This window comes from Amycolatopsis speibonae (genome assembly GCF_042647925.1).
GTDB lineage: Bacteria > Actinomycetota > Actinomycetes > Mycobacteriales > Pseudonocardiaceae > Amycolatopsis > Amycolatopsis speibonae.
Genome location: NZ_JBHRWK010000164.1, coordinates 59097 through 75380, shown reverse-complemented (window position 1 = coordinate 75380; position 16284 = coordinate 59097). Strand labels below are relative to the sequence as shown.

Sequence of the window (16284 nt, the reverse complement as noted above, 5' to 3'; positions counted from 1 at the left end):
CAGCGGCGGAGCTCTCCCTCTTTGCGGGTGGCTATCATGTCGTAGCCGTCCGCCACCACGAAGACCTCCGGACCTACCGCCAGCTGCGGCAGCGGAACTGCTCGACTGCGACAACTCTGTCCTAGCAGACGTTTTGTCGCCGATCGACAGCCAGGTCATCGACGCGGCCGTAGAGAATGTGGTCCCGACGTACGCCGTCGTCGTCGCCATCATCGGCGAACTCCTCTCAATCCATGTTGGCGATCGATAGGTTTGTTCTCGATCTCCTGAATGGTGCGAGGGACAGCGCGGAACGACCGGCCAGTCGTTGGCCGTGTCGGGCTCCGCGCCGAGATCCACGACCAGGATCGGGATCGGGTGCCCGGATCGTGGTTCCGTCGACGTACGTCGCGTTGGCCTCGAACTCGTCCGGTGTCACCCAACTGATCCCGGCCTTCACACGAGCGAAGTGAGAGTCTGAGTCGTGGAATCCGGCTGGCTGAATCGATCGTGCTCCTGGCGCGAATCGTTCGAATACGCGCAATGCCGACGCCGGGCACCAGCGGCCGAGAAGGCCGGAGGTGCGACCAGTTACTCCAAGTATCGTTCGTTCGACTGAAACCTAAAGAACCGCATGACCAAAATGCCGGTGCGTTCCACGACGTGGAACCCGAGATTGTTTCATTAGCGTTGGCGTGGAACGGGCCGCCGGACGTCTCCTGTCGAGCAACCTTCGGCACACTGCCGCGGCTGCCTGGCGGCATGGAAAGATCGACGATCCGCGCTGGTGAACGACTCACTGAGCCTTTTCACCCCGGTGACGGGGTGTCGCCTGCCACCACACCGCAGGACCCGCACTGCCACCTCCCGCTGCGCGGCTGCGAGATGTTCAACCAGGTCGCAGTGTTCCGATCACCACGGGCGGTGGCAGGCCAAGAGGACTGGGGCACACCGGACGAGCTCGACACCGCTTTCGCCGAGACCGCTGGTGGCGCATGTACGACCGCGACCCGATCCCCGAGTGGGCGAAAGGTCGCCTTGTGCTGACTGGGGGACGCCGCGCACCCGATGCTGCGGTACCTCGCCCAGTGCGCCTGTCAGGCACTCGAAGACGCCGATTGCCCGGCCACCTCGCCACACAGACGGGTGACGACAGAGGTATCGATAGGGACGCGGCACTACGTGGCTATCCCCACGCCAGACTCCGGTGCGCAACGCCATGCCGCACGATCGCGTCACAGCCGACTACCGGTACATCGACTGGCTCTACCAGGCACGTCATCCTGGTCGCTGACGGAACGACCCGGGCTTGCCCGTTCGGATGAATCCGAAGACTTCGCCTAGAGGCCTCAGAGATACCCGGCGAAGATCGTCGGAGGTCACCTCGGACCGCGTGAAGCCACCGAAGAACGCCTGGCAGACCCGAAGCAGGCGACTCCGACGAGCGAGTCGCGGGCCAGCCCGCCGCACTCGCGACCTATCGGACCACTGTGGGCAACCCGATCAGTCGAAGATCCAGTTTCGCCTTGACAGTTTGCTAGGTACCTTGCAAAATGAGAATGTATGGCAGCTAGCAAACTCGTTCCGGCCTGGAACGGCAGCCGTCATCCCTCAGCTGGAAGGCAAGCACATGAGCACAGCTTCACACCGTGGGCTTCGGACCGGGCAGCAGGTGGCCGCATGACCTCGACGACCTTGGCCAACCTGGATCCGGCTCGCTGGACGGGCCGGATCTGGACCGGACAGTGGCAGCCGGGTTCGGCCGGTGACCACGACGTGTTCTCCCCCTCGACCGGCAAGCACCTCGCGACGATCGGCTACGCCTCCCCCGCCGACATCGACGCGAGCGCCGAGATCGCCGTGGCCGCCCAGCGCGAATGGGCCGCACGGACCTACGAGGAGCGGGCCGCGATCATGCGGCGGGCCGGCGACCTCTGGCGGGCCCACGCCGACGAGGTGACGGAGTGGGTCCGGGCGGAGTCCGGTTCGGCCGCGTTCAAGGCCGCGAACGAGGTCGAGATAGCCGCCCAGGAGTGCTACGAGGCCGCCGCCCTGACCTCGGTGCCCTACGGCGAGATGATCCGCTCCACCCAGCCCCGGCTCAGCCTCAGCCGCCGCCTCCCGGTCGGGGTGGTCGCGGTGATCGCGCCGTTCAACGCGCCGATCGTTCTCTCCATCCGCGCGGTCGCCCCCGCGCTGGCGCTCGGCAACGCCGTCCTGCTGAAGCCGGACAGCCGGACCCCGATCTGCGGCGGGGTCGCCCTCGCCGCGATCTTCGAGGAAGCCGGCGTACCCGCAGGCGTCTTCCAGGTCCTTCCCGGCCGAGGAGCCGTCGCCGGGGAGCGGCTGATCACCAACCCGCACACCCGGGTCATCGCTTTCACCGGCTCGACCGGTGCGGGCCGCCGGGTTGGCGAGCTCGCGGCGATCAACCTCAAGCGCGCCCACCTCGAGCTCGGCGGCAACAACGCCTTGATCGTCCTCGACGACGCCGATCTCGCCACCGCCCCGAGCGTGGGCGCGGCGGGCTCATTCCTCCACCAGGGGCAGATCTGCATGGCCACGGGCCGGCAACTGGTCCACGAGTCCATCGCCGACGAGTACGTGGCCAGGCTGGCCGAGCACGCCAACGCGCTCACCGTGGGAGACCCGGCCGCCGATCCGACGGTCAACCTCGGACCGATCATCGACGAGAAGCAGCGCGACAGCATTCACGCGCTCGTGACCGACACCGTCGCCGCCGGCGCGACACTCGTGGCCGGAGGCACGTACCAGGACCTCTTCTACCGGCCGACGGTCGTGGACCACGTCACGTCCTCCCACCGCCTGTTCCGGGAAGAGACGTTCGGGCCGGTGGCCCCGATCATCCGCTTCTCGACCGTCGAAGAAGCCGTCGAGCTGGCCCGCGACACCCCGTACGGACTGTCCCTGGGCATCCTGACCGGCAACGTCATGCGCGGACTGGACCTGGCCGACCGGATCCCCTCGGGCAACGTCCACATCAACGACCAGACCATCAACGATGAGGCCCCCGCTCCCTTCGGCGGGGTCGGCGACTCCGGCAACGGCTCCCGCCACGGCGGCCACCAGGCCAACCTCGAGGCCTTCACCGAGGCCCAGTGGCTGACCCTCCGCGGCACCCCGCCCAGCTACCCCTTCTGAGGCCGCTCCCGCAGTGCCACAAAACGAGGAGAAAGTGTGAACAACCAATCTCTGATCGCAACCGCACCGGTGCACGGCCTCTCGGTGCAGGAGAGGGACCGCCGCTGGGACCGCACTCGCGAGCTCATGCGCGAACAGGGCCTCGACATCCTACTGGTCGGCGGGTTCCGCAGCCGCGACCACTACGAGCACTACCTCAGCAACGACTACATCGAAGGCGCGGTGATCTTCCCGCTCGCCGGCGACCCGGTCACGGTGTCGTGGGGTGCCACCCGCGTCTTCCGGGCTGAGGACAGCTTCGCGCGCGGAGTCGTTCCGTGGATCGACGACTACCGTGTGGGCCTGGACGGAGCCGCGGTGGCGAGCCTGATCCGGGACCTCAGCCCGAGCGGCAGGATCGGGATCGTCGGGCTCGAGACCCAGACCGCGGGCGAGTTCAGCGGCTTCGTCCCCGCCCGGTTCTGGCTGGACCTGACCGCCAGTGTCGGGAACCGCGAGATCGTGGACGTCTCCTGGGACTTCAATGAGATGATGCTGCCCAAGAGCGAAGAGGAGCTGACCCTGCTCCGCTGGGCCGGCGCCGCCGCCGACGCGGCCGGTCAGGCCATGCTGGACGTGGTCGCCCCAGGCGTGCCCGAGACCGAGATCTACGCCGAAGTCCTCGCCGCCCTGCACCGGCGTGGATGCAGCGTCCGCTATCCGACCCTGATCCTGAACTCGGGTTACCCGAGCCTGTCCTGGGGACCCCCGCGGTGGACGACCACGGCCGAGCCGCCCCGGACGATCACCGAGCAGGACCTGGTGATGGCCGAGATCTTCCCCATCTACGGCAACGCCGAGGTCCAGGCGCAGATGGCAATCGCGGTGGGGAAACCCGAGCCGGCCATCGTCCAATGCGCGGCGGTGGCCCGGGCCTCTTACGAGGCCGGCCTGTCCGTTCTGCGAGCCGGCGTCAAGTTCCAGGACCTGGTACGAGCCATGGAACAGCCGTTGCTCGACGCCGGGTGCTGGGCGCTCACGCCGCTGGTCCACAGCCTCAACCCGCAGGCCTTTCTCGGGATGTCCCACGCTAACGAGCAGGACGCCGCGGTGGCGACCACACTGCCCGGCCCCCCTTCGCCGAACGCGTCGCGCCTCTTCGGTGAGGACCTGGTCCTGCCCGCGGGCACCTCGCTGGCGTTCGAGCCGAACGCCTGCGTCGGGCGCACGAGGGTGGTCGTCGGCGGAACGATCATCGTGACCGAGACCGGCTACGAGGAGATCAACAGCCTCTCGACGCGCCTGCACGTCAAGGGCGCCTGACCGGTGCGGGCAGAGCGCTTCGTCTCCATCCTCGACGTGGTCCTCGCCCTCACCGAAGCCCGCAGTGGTCCTGCATCGCCCGCGGAGCTCATGAAACCCGCCCTAGCACCACCGGCGGGCGCGTCGCGGTCGCCGGCGAGGACCCGAGATTCGCCACACCCGCGCACGACTTGACTTCCAAGCTCACTTCCAGTTACATTTGTTAGGTACCTAGCATTATCCGACGAAGAGGATCAGCCTCGGTCGGATGGCCCGAATATCCACGGGCCACGACGATCGAACATCTCCCGAGAAAGGCAACACACTCATGACTATTCTGGTGACCGGAGCGACGGGCCTGGTAGGTACGCGGCTCCTTCCGCGACTGGTGGAGGCGGGCCACGACGTCCGCGCGCTCGTCCGGTCCGAGCGGCCGCTCCCGAGTGGTGTCGAAGGTGTCGTCGGCGACATCCTCGACCCCGATAGCCTTCCCGCCGCGGTCAAGGGCATCTCGGCGGTCGTGCACATGGCCGCGGTCCTGCGCACCCCGAACCCGGAACAGATCGAACAGGTCAATCTGGACGGGACCCGCAACCTGATCGAGGCCGTCAACGCCAACGCGCCCGAGGCTCGGTTCATGATGGCCAGCACCAGCCTGGTCTACAGCCACGACCTGCCCAACCCGGCCCGCGAGGACGACCGGACCGAGGCTCCGATGGCGTACCCGGCCAGTAAGGTCAAGGCCGAGAAGCTGCTGCGCGAGTCCGGACTGAACTGGTCGGTCCTGCGACTGGCTTTCGTCTACGGCGACGGCGACAACCACCTGCAGTCCGCGCCCGGCCTGCTCGCCGGCTGGGACTGGCACCCGTCCCAGTCGCTGAGCCTGGTCCACCACCGCGACATCGCCACCGCGGTCAACCTCGCCCTCACCGGCGCCATGGACGGCCAGACCGTCAACATCACCGATGAGGCGCCGACCACGGTCTTGGAGATCGCGAAGATCGTGGGCGCCGACTACCCGGCCTCGGCCGAACCGCTGGCGCAGCCGTGGATGGGCCGCATCGACGGCTCGCTGGCGCGCAGCCTGGGCTTCACGCCCACGGTTTCCACCGTCTACCAGGCCGCGCGCGACAACGCGCTGTGAGCGAGGGGGGCTGCTGCGGCGATAGGCTCACATCGCTGTAAGCGGTTTAGAAGAAGAAACCGTGACCTTCGTGTGCAGCAACTCCTGAATCGACTGGCCCTTCCAGGGTCCTGTGTGAGGCTGACGATGGAGGAATGGGGACGTTGAGTGTCCCCATTCCTCCATCGTCAGCGAGCACCCCGGTTGCCGAGCACCCCTGAAGGGGGCCCAGCAGACGGGTGTTCGGTGTATCCGTGGCGCTTCACGGCACCATCCGGCTCGGATCACCGCCACATCGAAGCCGATGAACCTGAGCATGGTTTCGTCGGTGCGTGGGCGAAGCAAGCGATCGGCGCGACAAGTCGTGTTCCGGTCGCGCCCGAGATCGATCGACCTGAGCAAGGGTCTCCTGGCGCAGGCCCGGCGAGAAAACGTAGCTCACCGCGCAGCCTCACCAGAGGCTGACACCTTGCGCGTCCGGCTCGGGTAGGCGCCGCTCGGGGCCCGCCGGCTCGTCAAGATCGTCCGGTCCGAGTACGAGTGCCGGCTACTTGAAGTCGCCGCCGTCCGGTCACTGTGGTCGGCACCAGGAGCTATACCGCGGTGCCATCCTCGACCGGATCGGCAATCGGACCGTGGGATTCCTGAGTGGCCGGGATGACCGCGTGCGGGCTACGGAGGGTCAGCACAGCGACCAGGCTTACCACGGAAGCAAGAGCGACGTATCCCGCGACGGCGCCGAGACCGCCGGTGGAGCCGACGAGCACGGTGGCGATGATGGGCGCGATCGCGCCGCCGAGTACGCCGCCGATGCCATAGGCGACCGACGCGCCGCTGTAGCGGATCTCGGCGGGGAACGCCTCGCTGAGGTATGCGCCGTACGGCCCGGTGGCCACGGCGATGCACAGCGCGGCGACGATCGTCCCGATGAACAGACCCACGTGAGACCCGGACTCGACCAGCGCGAAGTACGGGTATGCCCAGACGGTGATGCCCACGGTACCGGCGACGAGGACGCGTCTGCGGCCGAAGCGCCCGGCGAGCAAGGCACCGAGGGGCAGGGTCACGCACCAGAAGAGCGCGGCGACGATCGTGACGGTGAGCATCGTCGGCGCGCTGAACAGTTTCGCGCGGGCAGCGTAGCTCAGCACGAACGCGAGCATGAGGTTCCCCAGCGCGGAGCTGCCGATGGTGATGCAGGCCGCGGGCACCCAGATCCGTGGGGCGCGGAGCACGTCGACGATCGGTGCCCGGCGCACGGTGTGCTGCCGGCGGATGTCCTGGAATTCGGGGCTCTCGTCCAGCTTGAGTCTGATCACGAGGCCGACGACGACCAGCGCGGCACTGGCCAGGAAGGGGATGCGCCATGCCCAGGTTACGAAGCCTTCGTCTCCGGCTCCGGTCCGGACCAGCAGGAACACCAGGCTGGACAGCACGACGCCGAGCGGCAGGCCGACCTGTGGCAGTGAACTGAGTATGGTGCGCTGCTCGCGGGTACGGGCATGTTCGAGGGCCAGCAGGGTCGCCCCGCCCCATTCACCGCCGACGGCGAGTCCCTGGGCAACGCGGACCACGACAAGCGCGATCGGGGCGGCGACGCCGATCGTGGAGTAGGTCGGCAGTAGCCCGATCAGCGCCGTGCCGATGCCCATGACGAGCAGGGACACCACGAGCATGCGCTTGCGCCCGAATCGGTCGCCGAAGTGACCGATGAGTGCGCCGCCGACCGGCCGGGCGACGAAACCGATGGCGAAGGTCGAGAGCGCCGCGAGATTGCTCGCCACCGTGGAGGTACTGGGGAAGAACTGATCGGCGAAGACGAGGGTCGCGGCGAGGGCGTAGATGAAGAAGTCGTACCACTCGATGGTCGTGCCGATCAGTCCGGCGACGGCCACGCGCCAGAGGCGGACAGGGATACCTGTGGATCGGGTTTGGGACATCGTTGTCCTCCGGGGATGTGATGGCTACGCCTCGCCTGGGCGGGCGGGTCAGAGATCGAGCAGGAGTTCGGGCGTGCGCGACCGGGAAACGCAGGGCAGCATCCGGTCGCCGGTCGCTTGCTCTTCCTCGGTCAACACCGAGTCACGGTGGTCCGGGTCGCCGCTGAGGACGGCTGTCTCGCAGGTGCCGCAGGTGCCTTCCTCGCACGAGGTGAGCACATCGACGCCGGCTTCGATCAACACCTCGACGATCGAGCGGTCGGCGGGCACCATCAGTTCCGCTCCGGTCGAGGCGATCCGCACGGTGAACGGCGAGTTCACCGGCGAGAAGCCGATGTCCTTCGGCGAGAACCGTTCCGTTCGCAACCGCATGCCGCGATCCGCGCATGCCTTCTCGGCCGCGCCGATCAGTGGCTCCGGCCCACAGCAGTACACATGCGCCTGTGGGCCGGCTTCGTCGAGTGCGCCGTCGAGGTCGATCAGGCCGCACTCGTCGAAGGGAAGCAGATGTACCCGGCTCGCGTCGACCGCCCGAAGGTCGTCGGCGTAGGCCATGGAGGCCCGGGTCCGGCCGCCGTAATGCAACGACCAGTCGCTGCCCTCGGCGGCGACCTGCCGGATCATGGGCAGCAGCGGCGTGATCCCGATCCCGCCCGCCAGGAACACGTAGCGGCGACCCGCTTCAAGCGGGAAGTGGTTGCGGGGAATGCTGACCACGACCCGGTCACCGTCGTTCAGCCGCTCGTGCAGCCACGCCGAACCGCCCCGGCCCCGGGGCTGGCGCAGCACGGCGATCCGGTAGCCGCTGCGATCGCCGGGGTCGCCGCACAGCGAGTACTGACGGACGATTCCAGTCCCGGTCACGACGTCGATGTGGGCGCCGGGCTGCCATTCCGGTAGCTCGCCTCCGTCGACGGGACGCAACTCGAACTCGGCCACGTCGAGCGCGACGGCCCGCCGTCCGCCGACGGCGAGCTGGAGTTCCGTGGAGCCGTTCATGCAGCGATTTCCGGGGTGAAGGTGATGGGGAGAGCGAAGTGGGTCATCAGCGATCCGCCGACGAGACCACTCTCGACCGGTTCCCCGTCCAGACGAAGGTCCGGCAGCCGATCGAGGAGACGGCCGAGGGCGATCCGGAGCTCGGCCCGGGCGAGGTGCTGGCCCTGGCAAACATGCGGACCCGCGCCGAAACTGAGGTGCCGGTTGCGGCTTCGACCTCGATCGAACTCCTCCGGGTCGCTGAATTCTCGCGGATCCCGGTTGGCGGCCGCGAGGTCGAGCAGAACGCGACCGCCCTCCGCGAGTTCCTGATCGCCGACCTGGACCGGGCACCGGAGCGTGCGCGCGAACAGCTGCAGTGGTGTGGTCAGCCGCAGGCTTTCCTCGATCACCCGGGGCAGCCCGGCTCGATCGGCGAGAAGATCGTCTCGTAGGCCGGGCACGGTCAGTACGTGCCGGATGAGTCCGCCGAGTGCGGAGCCCGTCGAGTGATGGCCGCCGACGATGTAGGCCAGCATCAGCCCGGTGGCGCCGGCCTCGTCGATTTCCTTGCCCGCTACGACGCCGCTCGCCATCGCGGTCAGCATGTCGTCGCGGGGGTTCTCCCGGCGGTCGGCCAGCCAGCGCTGGGTGTGCTTGGAGAATTCGGCGAACCGTGCCGGGAACTCCCCGGAACCCGTGGCGGCGAACAACGCCGCCGCGATGCCGCGGGCGCGCACCGCTTCGGCCTGGTCGAGGCCGATCATCCGCCCGATCACGATCGCCGGCAGCGGTTCGGTGAGCTGGTCTACCAGGTCGGCCTTGCCGACGGTCGCGAAGTCGTCGATCAGGAGGTCCACGACCTCGGTGATGACGGGTTCGAACACCCGCACAGCGCGCGGGGTCAGGGGGCCGTCGAGGACTTTGCGCCACTCGGAGTGTTCCGGCTCGTCGAATTCCAGAGCGGGGACCGGCGGCAACAAGTCACTCGCCGGGATGTGCACTCCGTCCGCCGAGGAGAACGAGCCCGTGTCGGTCAGCGCGGCGCGGATGTTCTCGTAGCGGGTCAGGAAGTCGAATCCGCCATGCCGCTCGCTGTGCACGACCGGGCAGGCCTCGCGCAGCTCCGTGTGAGCCCGCCGGACGTCCGATGTGGACAGTGTACCGTCGAGGTGGTCGAAGGCGGGAATTTGTTTGCTCATAACGACTCCTTCGTCTGCGCTGACGGTGCGCCAAGTCTGCCCGGGGTGGGTCTGTCGGTCTATCCGTTTCGCGCGGGCCTGTCCGTGCCGCGCGAGGCGTGCAGTGTGGTCGAGGGGGTGATCCCGTAGCGCAGGCGGTAGTGACGGGCGAACCGGCCGAAGTGGAGGAACCCACACGCCAGGGCGATGTCGGCGACGGAACGGGTCTCCTCGGCCGCGGACAGCATCCGGTGCGCCCGGTCCAGCCGCAGCTCGCGGTGGTATCCCGTCACCGTCGTACCGAAGCGTGATCGGAAGCCTTCCTGCAGCGTTCGCAAGCTCACTCCCGCCGCGCGGGCCAGTTCCCCGGGCGTCATCGGCGACGCCGGATCCGCGTTGAGGGCATCGGCGGCGACGCCCGCGGCACGGTAGCCGCGAACACCGCCGCCGCGGAACATCGCCTGGTCGTGATCGTGGGGCTGGGCGAGCAGGAGCGCCGTGACGAGCGTTCGCTCCAGCTCGAGACCAACGCTCGGCGGCAGGATGCCCGAGTCGAACCGGTCCACTGTGTCCACTGCGAGCCGCAGCAGCCCGGGCCAGGGCGAGCCATCGGGCACTGCCGGCCCGAAAACCAGCCGGTCCGCGGGCTCGGCCCCGAGCCGGGAGTATCCCTGTTCGACGACGTCCCGGGGCAGCTTCGCCGCGACCTGCACGGTTCCGGGTGCGAAACGCAGACGCAACCGCTCGCTGGGCGAGACGATGCACGCCTGTCCGGCTTCGGCCCGCCGACTGCCGACGTCGGTGGCGATGTCCATCGCTCCACCCAGGATGAGTTGGAGCGTGTAGTACTCCATCGGCGCGAGTGCGGTCACTTCCGTGTCGCCGTGGTAGACGACGTACAGCAGCGTCGACGAGCCGATGTCCACGGTGTGGAGCCGGGCGCCGAACTCCGCGTGCCGTGCCACGCGAAGCCGGTGCGAAGACATCACCTGCCCGCACGTGGACTCGGCCTCGCCGACGTCGGTCGTCCGCAGCCTCAGGTGCCGGTGCAGGGGTACTGGAGTCGTCATCTCGGTCCTCCGATCGCCTACCTGGGCTCGACGCCGAGCGTTTCCGCGATCTCCCGCAGGCGGCGGCGGTCGATCTTCCCGACCTCGCTCACCCGCGGCATCTCCGGGAGCACGACAATCCGCTCCGGCCACTTGTATTTCGCGACCTCGAGGCGTTCGAAGTGGGCGCGTACCTCGGCGAGATCGATCTCCAGGCCGTTCCGGGTCACGACGAAGGCACAGGCCCGCTCACCCAGCCGCGTGTCCGGCATCGCCACGAGGGCGGCCTCGGCGATCGCGTCGTGGGAGCCGAGGAGGAGCTCGACCTCCTCGGTGTTGATCTTCTCGCCGCCGCGGCTGATCATGTTCTTGATCCGGCCCTCGACGGTGTAGCACCGGACACCGGCGATCGTCCGCTCCGCCATGAGGTCACCTGTGCGGTAGAACCCGTCGGCGGTGAAGGCTCGCCGGTTGTGCTCGGCCGCGTCGTAGTAGCCGTGCAGGGTGTAGGGACCACGGGCACAGAGCTCGCCCACCTCGCCGGGTGCCACTTCCTCCTCGGTCCCTGGCTCGTACAGCCGGATCTCGTCCGCGGCCGAGATCGGCACCCCGACACTGGTCGCGCGGGCTTCGAGCGGGAAGTCGAGCGGGGTGGTGAGGCACAGCCCCTCGCTCATCCCGAAGATCTGCCCGCTCCAGATTCCCCGCTCCGCCAGCGCCGCCATATGCCTGCCGGGCACCTTCTTGCCGCTGAACAGCACGCGTCGCAGGCTGCTGCCTGCCAGGCCCGGATCGAGGGCGAGATCGAAGACGAACGGGCCGAGCAGGACATCCGTGGCCGCGTTGCCGACGACGAGTTCGAGCGCGGCCGCGGCGTCGGGAGTTCCGAGAACGAGGGTCGCCCCGACGCTGTGCGGACCCTGCAGACCGATGATGATTCCCGCGTTGTGCACGAGGGGCATCAGAAACGCCATGCGGTCCCCAGGCCCCCAGCACATGGCGCGGGCGAGGCTCGCTCCGTAGTGCCAGTACGGGGCCTGCAGGCACGGGATCACCTTGGGCACCCCGGTGGTGCCGCCGGAGAGCTGGAACACGGCGAGCGATTGCATGCCGAGTCCCGCCTGGATGTCTTCCACGACCCCACGGGCCTCGGCAGCGTCGATGTCGTCGCCGAGTCGGTCCAGCTCGACGGCTCGGGGATCGCCGGCCGGCCCGTCGGAGACCAGGACCGTGCGGTCCACGCCGGCCGCCTCGGCCTGGTCGAAGGCGAAGCCGACGAGGTCGAAGCGGGGATCTCGGGCTGCGACGAGGTGCGCGACCGGGTGGGTCTGCCGGGCGATCTGGCCGATCTCGTGCCCGCGATGCAGCGGGAGCGTGCACACGGGCACCAGGCCGGCCTTGAGCAGGGCATACCACGCGATCACCGTGTTGACGGTGTTGTGCACCTGCAGCAGAACGGCTCCGCCCGGCCGCAGCCCGAGCCGATGGAGGCCCGCGGCGCGTTGATCGCTGATGCGGTCCAGCTCCGCGAAGGTCAACCGGACGTCACCGCAGACCAGTGCGTCCCGGTCGCCGTGCTCCTGTGCGACGGTGTGCAGGTGTTCGGCGATGGTGGCCGGTTCCCACAGCCCGTCGCGGACGTAGCGAGCCTCCTCTTCGGCCGAATAGCGGACGAGTTTCTCGGGGGTATCGGGAGCAAGCGTCATCGCGTGCCTCTCCTCGTGCGGCGCCGTGGTCAACGCAGGTCTCGCTCGTAGCCGAGGACGACATCGCGATTCTCCCGCCGGAAGTCCCGGTAGGAGACCCGTCCCGTGCGCATCAGGTACTCGAGCGCGAACTTCGTCGGATGGGTGATGGTGCGGGACGGGAGCCCTTCGTACCAGGCGATACTGCGCTTCGCGGCGGCCTGGAACCCGTCCGCGACGGGTTTGCGCACCCGTTCGAACTCCTTGAGCCCCACCTTGATGTCCCACCCGGCGCCCGTCAGCGCTTGCGTGAGGTAGACGGCGTCACGCATCGCGAACCGGGTGCCGGATCCGATCGACGGGTGAACGGTGTGCAGGGCATCCCCGATCAGCACGAGGTTGCGGTGGGTCCACCGTGCGCAGCTGACGAACTTCGTCTGGAACCACGGAGAGTGGTCACTCCGCAGCGGCGCGCCGTCCAGGGAGTCGGCGAAGAGCCGTTCGCACAGCTCGCGGGACTGGTCCTCGGTCATGCCGGCGAACCCGAGCCGGTCGAACGTCTCCTGGCCGACCTCGACCGTGAAGTTGCTCATCTCGGCGGAGAACCGGGAGGAGTGCACCATCAGCATCCCGAATTCGCTGTTCCGGAGGATGATCGACGGCGGGTAGGGCTTCGGGGTGCCGTACCAGGCCAGCCAGTTGGTGCCGAGTTCGACAGTGGGCAGGAAGTGCTCGGCGAAGCGCTCACGGGTCCGGCTGTTGACGCCGTCGGCCCCGATCACCAGATCCCAGCCTGCCAGGTCGCTTTCGGTCACGACCGTGTCGCGGTCGTGCTCGATGCTCACCCCGGCTTCGAGAGCGAACTTCTCCAGCGTGGCCAGCAGCGACCAGCGGGCGTTGAGGTGGCTGCGGCCGACCTGAACCGGCACGTCCACGCCGTCCAGGCTGAGGACCATCCGATCGTGGCGGGTATTGGTGGTGAGCGCGTCGATCACATCCGGTGCGGCCGGCCGGAGCGCGGCCGCCGCGCTCTCGGTGAACGCCACGCCCCAGCCGTAAGTCACGCCTTGCGGGTTCTGCTCCCTGACGTGGATTTCGGCGTCCGGAACGGCTCGTTTGGCGATGGTCGAGAAAAACAGGCCCGCGGGCCCGCCGCCGATCACGAGGATCTTCACTGTCCACCTCCCTGCCACGACGCGACGTGCCGCGCGACGCGCGCACCCAGCGCCGAAGCCGTGCGCAAGTCACTGTCCCGCATGCCTTCCAGCCCCTGGTCCGAATTGGACTGCGCCATCGCGCCGGCGTAGGCGCCGAGCCGGTTCAGCGCGGCGTCGGAACCTGTGCTGCGCCCGTTGCCGTCCAGCAGGCCGAGCCCGATCCACACCATCCCGTGCTGCATGGCGAAGAGCCAAAGCTGGGTCAGGGTGTTGAGCTTGTCCCCGGAATGACCGCTGGAGTTGGTGAAACCCGCGGCCAGCTTGCCCTTCCAGCCCTGTTCCAGCCAGATCTTCGAGCTTGCCTCCATGAACGTCTTGAACACCGCCGAACCGCTGCCCATGTAGGTCGGGGTACCGAAGATCAGCGCGTCACAGCGGTCGAGCTGACGGGGATCGGCGGCGACCTCCTCCGCGAAATACAACGCGACGTCGATGCCAGGGACCGAGGCGGCGCCTTCTCCCACCGCCCTGGCCTGGGCGGCGGTATGGCCGTAGCCGCTGTCGTAGACGACTCCGATGGAGCCCACGTCCTTCACCTCGTTTTCTGCGGTGGTGTGATGGCGAAACGGTCGGCCAGCCAGCGGTCGACGTGGACGGCGGCGGCGGCGTACCCGGTGGGCTCGCCCTCCACGATGGGCTGGCCGAAGTGCCGGCCCCGCACGACATGGCGGATCTTGTCTTCGCCTGCCAGCGCGTCGAACATGCGGGCGCTGGCGTCGGGGAGCGCTGCTTGGTCGCCGCTGAACTCCAGGTAGAGCGTCGGCAGGCGCACTCCGGCCGCGCACCGCACGAAGTCCGCGTTCGTGTGGTTCGCCGACCAGGTGGACAACCACGCGTCGGGGGTGGTCAGCCTGCCGAAGCCCACCAGACCGTAGTCGATCAGATCCGGGCGGCTGCCGAACAACGAGCCGTAGTGCCGGTCGTTCGGATCGATCGACAGGTCGACGTAGCAGGGGTCCGCGTCCGTGCGGTAGGTGGTGATGATCCTCGGGGCGAGGCCGATCCGCCGGTCTGCGGTATCCCTGGTGCGCGCGAACCTGGCCCGGGCGTCGGAGGCCTCGTCGGCCAGCTCGACAGCGCGGGCATCGATCCGGGCGATCCGATCCTTCTGGGCCGCGCGGTAGGCATTGAGGAAGTCGACGCTGTAGCGGCTTTGCTCAGGCGGCTTGGCGAATCCGTTCCGCGGCGAGTACATGTCCAGCGCGGGATCCACCGACATCGGGTCCGACTCGTCGGTGACGGACGCGTCGATGCAGTGCAGCAACACCTTTCCTTGTCCCGGATGCGGCGCGAGGAAGATCGCGCCGTCCGGCACCGGCATCTGCGCGCCCGCCAGCGCGATCGGCCTTCCCGCCGGTGTCACGTCCAGCCGCAGCTGAGGTTCCAAGGACGCTTGCTCGATGTAAAAGGCCGACAGGGTTCCGCCACCGGAGTGGCCGAAGGTCAGTACTGCCTCGAACCCGGTGTCCCGGAGGAACACGTGCCCCGCCGCCGCGTCCAGCACCGTCTGCTCGTGGACCAGGGCGATGTCGTTGTTGGGCGAGCGGGAGCCCTGCGTCCAAACCGAGACGCCGCCTCGCAGGAGTAGCGGGATCATCGGGTGGTGCGTCATCGACTGGCGCGGGTGCATGACGGTGACCACCGTCGTCGCACCGTCGAGGGCGTACAGCACTCCCTCGACCTTGGCGCCGTCGAAGGTGGTGAGCTGGTGTGTGCTCACGGTGACGCCGGGCGGGGCCTCTGCCGTGTGGATGTCCCGGCCCGCTCCGAGGCGATCCACGGCCAGGGTGCTCATTTCCCGGCTCCGATGGGTTCGACCACGAGCTCCGACGAGTCCCAGTGAGTCACCTGGCCGCCCTCGACAGCGGCGACCGAGCTGTACCAGACGGCGTTGCGACAACCGGTGGCGTTGCGGTCGATCCGGATCGGGCCGGCCGCGGCGACCTCGAGGTAGGGGCCGCGCTGCCGGACGGTCACGTCAGGGTCCTTGCTCGCCACCTCGGCCAGGGGACGGAAGTCCTCGACATCGAGGACGAACAGCGTGGTCATGCGAACGTCACCAGCTCCGGCTCGCCCTCGTACCGCTCCGCGATCAGCTTCGCCTTGCGCGCGAAGAACTTCTCCAGCGAAGGCCCGGGCTCACCGGTCACCTCCATGAGCGCGTCGACGCTCAGGTTGGCGTCGATGTCGTCCTCGATGGTGATCGTCCGCAGTGGACGGGTGACCTCCATCAAGTAGCCGTTGGGATCGGTGACGTAAATCGACTCCACCGTCTCGTGCCGCACCTGCAACTCGCACGGCCAGTCGCTCGAGTCCAGCCGTCGTCGGTACTCCAGCAGGTCGGCTTCACCGTCAACGTGAATCGCGAGGTGGCGGGCGCGATGGAGCAGATCGGGAATCTCCGCGTCGCGGTAGGGCTCGACGCCGAAGTAGTAGAAGAACGCCAGCCGGTCGCCGTTGCCGATGTCGAAGAAGAAGTGGATGAAATCCGGGTGCTCCCCCGGCCCCCAGCCCAGCGCGCAGGTCGCGTGGACGACCGGAAAACCGAGGACGTCCCGGTAGAAGGTGATCGTGGCTCGCGGATCGAACGTCGGAAACGCCGCGTGGTCGACGCCCCGCACCGTGTGCGCCAGCGGGTCTCGCTCCGGAGATGACATCTGCGTACTCCTCTCGCGATGAACTGTGTGGC

At 68.3% G+C, this 16284-nt stretch carries 13 protein-coding genes; 3 read left to right on the top strand and 10 right to left on the bottom strand.

What is annotated here, in order from left to right:
* The first annotated feature begins 1674 nt into the window (after window positions 1–1674).
* From ACFOSH_RS44600 to ACFOSH_RS44590, 3 genes are all read left to right on the top strand, one after another.
* Window positions 1675–3141: a benzaldehyde dehydrogenase gene (locus ACFOSH_RS44600; RefSeq protein WP_378248001.1), complete on the top strand. Its 1467-nt coding sequence runs from the start codon at window positions 1675–1677 to the stop codon at window positions 3139–3141.
* A gap of 36 nt (window positions 3142–3177) precedes the next feature.
* Window positions 3178–4443 carry a M24 family metallopeptidase gene (locus tag ACFOSH_RS44595; protein ID WP_378247999.1) on the top strand — a complete coding sequence of 422 codons (1266 nt, stop codon included), beginning with the start codon at window positions 3178–3180 and terminating at the stop codon, window positions 4441–4443.
* A gap of 307 nt (window positions 4444–4750) precedes the next feature.
* Complete coding sequence (locus ACFOSH_RS44590; protein WP_378247997.1) at window positions 4751–5566, top strand: NAD-dependent epimerase/dehydratase family protein; 816 nt, start codon at window positions 4751–4753, stop codon at window positions 5564–5566.
* Window positions 5567–6138: 572 nt separating this feature from the next.
* On the opposite strand, the gene ACFOSH_RS44585 is transcribed toward ACFOSH_RS44590, so the two are convergent.
* The 10 genes from ACFOSH_RS44585 to ACFOSH_RS44540 are packed head-to-tail and all read right to left on the bottom strand — an operon-like array spanning window position 6139 to window position 16252.
* Window positions 6139–7485: an MFS transporter gene (locus ACFOSH_RS44585; RefSeq protein WP_378247995.1), complete on the bottom strand. Its 1347-nt coding sequence runs from the start codon at window positions 7483–7485 to the stop codon at window positions 6139–6141.
* Window positions 7486–7533: 48 nt separating this feature from the next.
* Window positions 7534–8484 carry a PDR/VanB family oxidoreductase gene (locus tag ACFOSH_RS44580; RefSeq protein WP_378247993.1) on the bottom strand — a complete coding sequence of 317 codons (951 nt, stop codon included), beginning with the start codon at window positions 8482–8484 and terminating at the stop codon, window positions 7534–7536.
* Window positions 8481–9665 carry a cytochrome P450 gene (locus tag ACFOSH_RS44575; protein WP_378247991.1) on the bottom strand — a complete coding sequence of 395 codons (1185 nt, stop codon included), beginning with the start codon at window positions 9663–9665 and terminating at the stop codon, window positions 8481–8483. The genes ACFOSH_RS44580 and ACFOSH_RS44575 overlap by 4 nt, the downstream gene beginning before the upstream one ends.
* Before the next feature lie 59 nt (window positions 9666–9724).
* A complete protein-coding gene (locus ACFOSH_RS44570) occupies window positions 9725–10714 on the bottom strand; it encodes an AraC family transcriptional regulator (protein WP_378247989.1) in 990 nt (329 codons plus the stop codon).
* A 17-nt stretch (window positions 10715–10731) separates the two neighbouring features.
* Window positions 10732–12399, bottom strand: a complete 1668-nt coding sequence (locus tag ACFOSH_RS44565; RefSeq protein ID WP_378247987.1) for an AMP-binding protein — start codon at window positions 12397–12399, stop codon at window positions 10732–10734.
* 29 nt (window positions 12400–12428) lie between these two features.
* Window positions 12429–13553, bottom strand: coding sequence for an FAD-dependent monooxygenase (locus ACFOSH_RS44560; protein WP_378247985.1), 1125 nt, complete (start codon window positions 13551–13553; stop codon window positions 12429–12431).
* A complete protein-coding gene (locus ACFOSH_RS44555; RefSeq protein ID WP_378247983.1) occupies window positions 13550–14122 on the bottom strand; it encodes a flavodoxin family protein in 573 nt (190 codons plus the stop codon). Before ACFOSH_RS44555 ends, ACFOSH_RS44560 begins: the two co-directional genes overlap by 4 nt.
* Window positions 14123–14127: 5 nt before the next feature.
* Complete coding sequence (locus ACFOSH_RS44550; protein WP_378247981.1) at window positions 14128–15390, bottom strand: alpha/beta hydrolase; 1263 nt, start codon at window positions 15388–15390, stop codon at window positions 14128–14130.
* The gene (locus ACFOSH_RS44545; protein ID WP_378247979.1) at window positions 15387–15644 is read right to left on the bottom strand and encodes a hypothetical protein; all 258 of its coding nucleotides are present in this window, start codon (window positions 15642–15644) and stop codon (window positions 15387–15389) included. The genes ACFOSH_RS44550 and ACFOSH_RS44545 overlap by 4 nt, the downstream gene beginning before the upstream one ends.
* On the bottom strand, window positions 15641–16252 hold the full coding sequence (locus ACFOSH_RS44540) for a VOC family protein (RefSeq protein ID WP_378247977.1): 612 nt from the start codon (window positions 16250–16252) through the stop codon (window positions 15641–15643). Before ACFOSH_RS44540 ends, ACFOSH_RS44545 begins: the two co-directional genes overlap by 4 nt.
* Window positions 16253–16284 lie beyond the last annotated feature (32 nt).

Excerpts from the sequence above, each read along its gene's own strand:
- ACFOSH_RS44590 (WP_378247997.1), top strand. The coding sequence starts at position 4,751 with ATGACTATTCTGGTGACCGGAGCGACGGGCCTGGTAGGTACGCGGCTC.
- ACFOSH_RS44585 (WP_378247995.1), bottom strand. The coding sequence starts at position 7,485 with ATGTCCCAAACCCGATCCACAGGTATCCCTGTCCGCCTCTGGCGCGTG.
- ACFOSH_RS44580 (WP_378247993.1), bottom strand. The coding sequence starts at position 8,484 with ATGAACGGCTCCACGGAACTCCAGCTCGCCGTCGGCGGACGGCGGGCC.
- ACFOSH_RS44575 (WP_378247991.1), bottom strand. The coding sequence starts at position 9,665 with ATGAGCAAACAAATTCCCGCCTTCGACCACCTCGACGGTACACTGTCC.
- ACFOSH_RS44570 (WP_378247989.1), bottom strand. The coding sequence starts at position 10,714 with ATGACGACTCCAGTACCCCTGCACCGGCACCTGAGGCTGCGGACGACC.
- ACFOSH_RS44565 (WP_378247987.1), bottom strand. The coding sequence starts at position 12,399 with ATGACGCTTGCTCCCGATACCCCCGAGAAACTCGTCCGCTATTCGGCC.
- ACFOSH_RS44550 (WP_378247981.1), bottom strand. The coding sequence starts at position 15,390 with ATGAGCACCCTGGCCGTGGATCGCCTCGGAGCGGGCCGGGACATCCAC.
- ACFOSH_RS44545 (WP_378247979.1), bottom strand. The coding sequence starts at position 15,644 with ATGACCACGCTGTTCGTCCTCGATGTCGAGGACTTCCGTCCCCTGGCC.
- ACFOSH_RS44540 (WP_378247977.1), bottom strand. The coding sequence starts at position 16,252 with ATGTCATCTCCGGAGCGAGACCCGCTGGCGCACACGGTGCGGGGCGTC.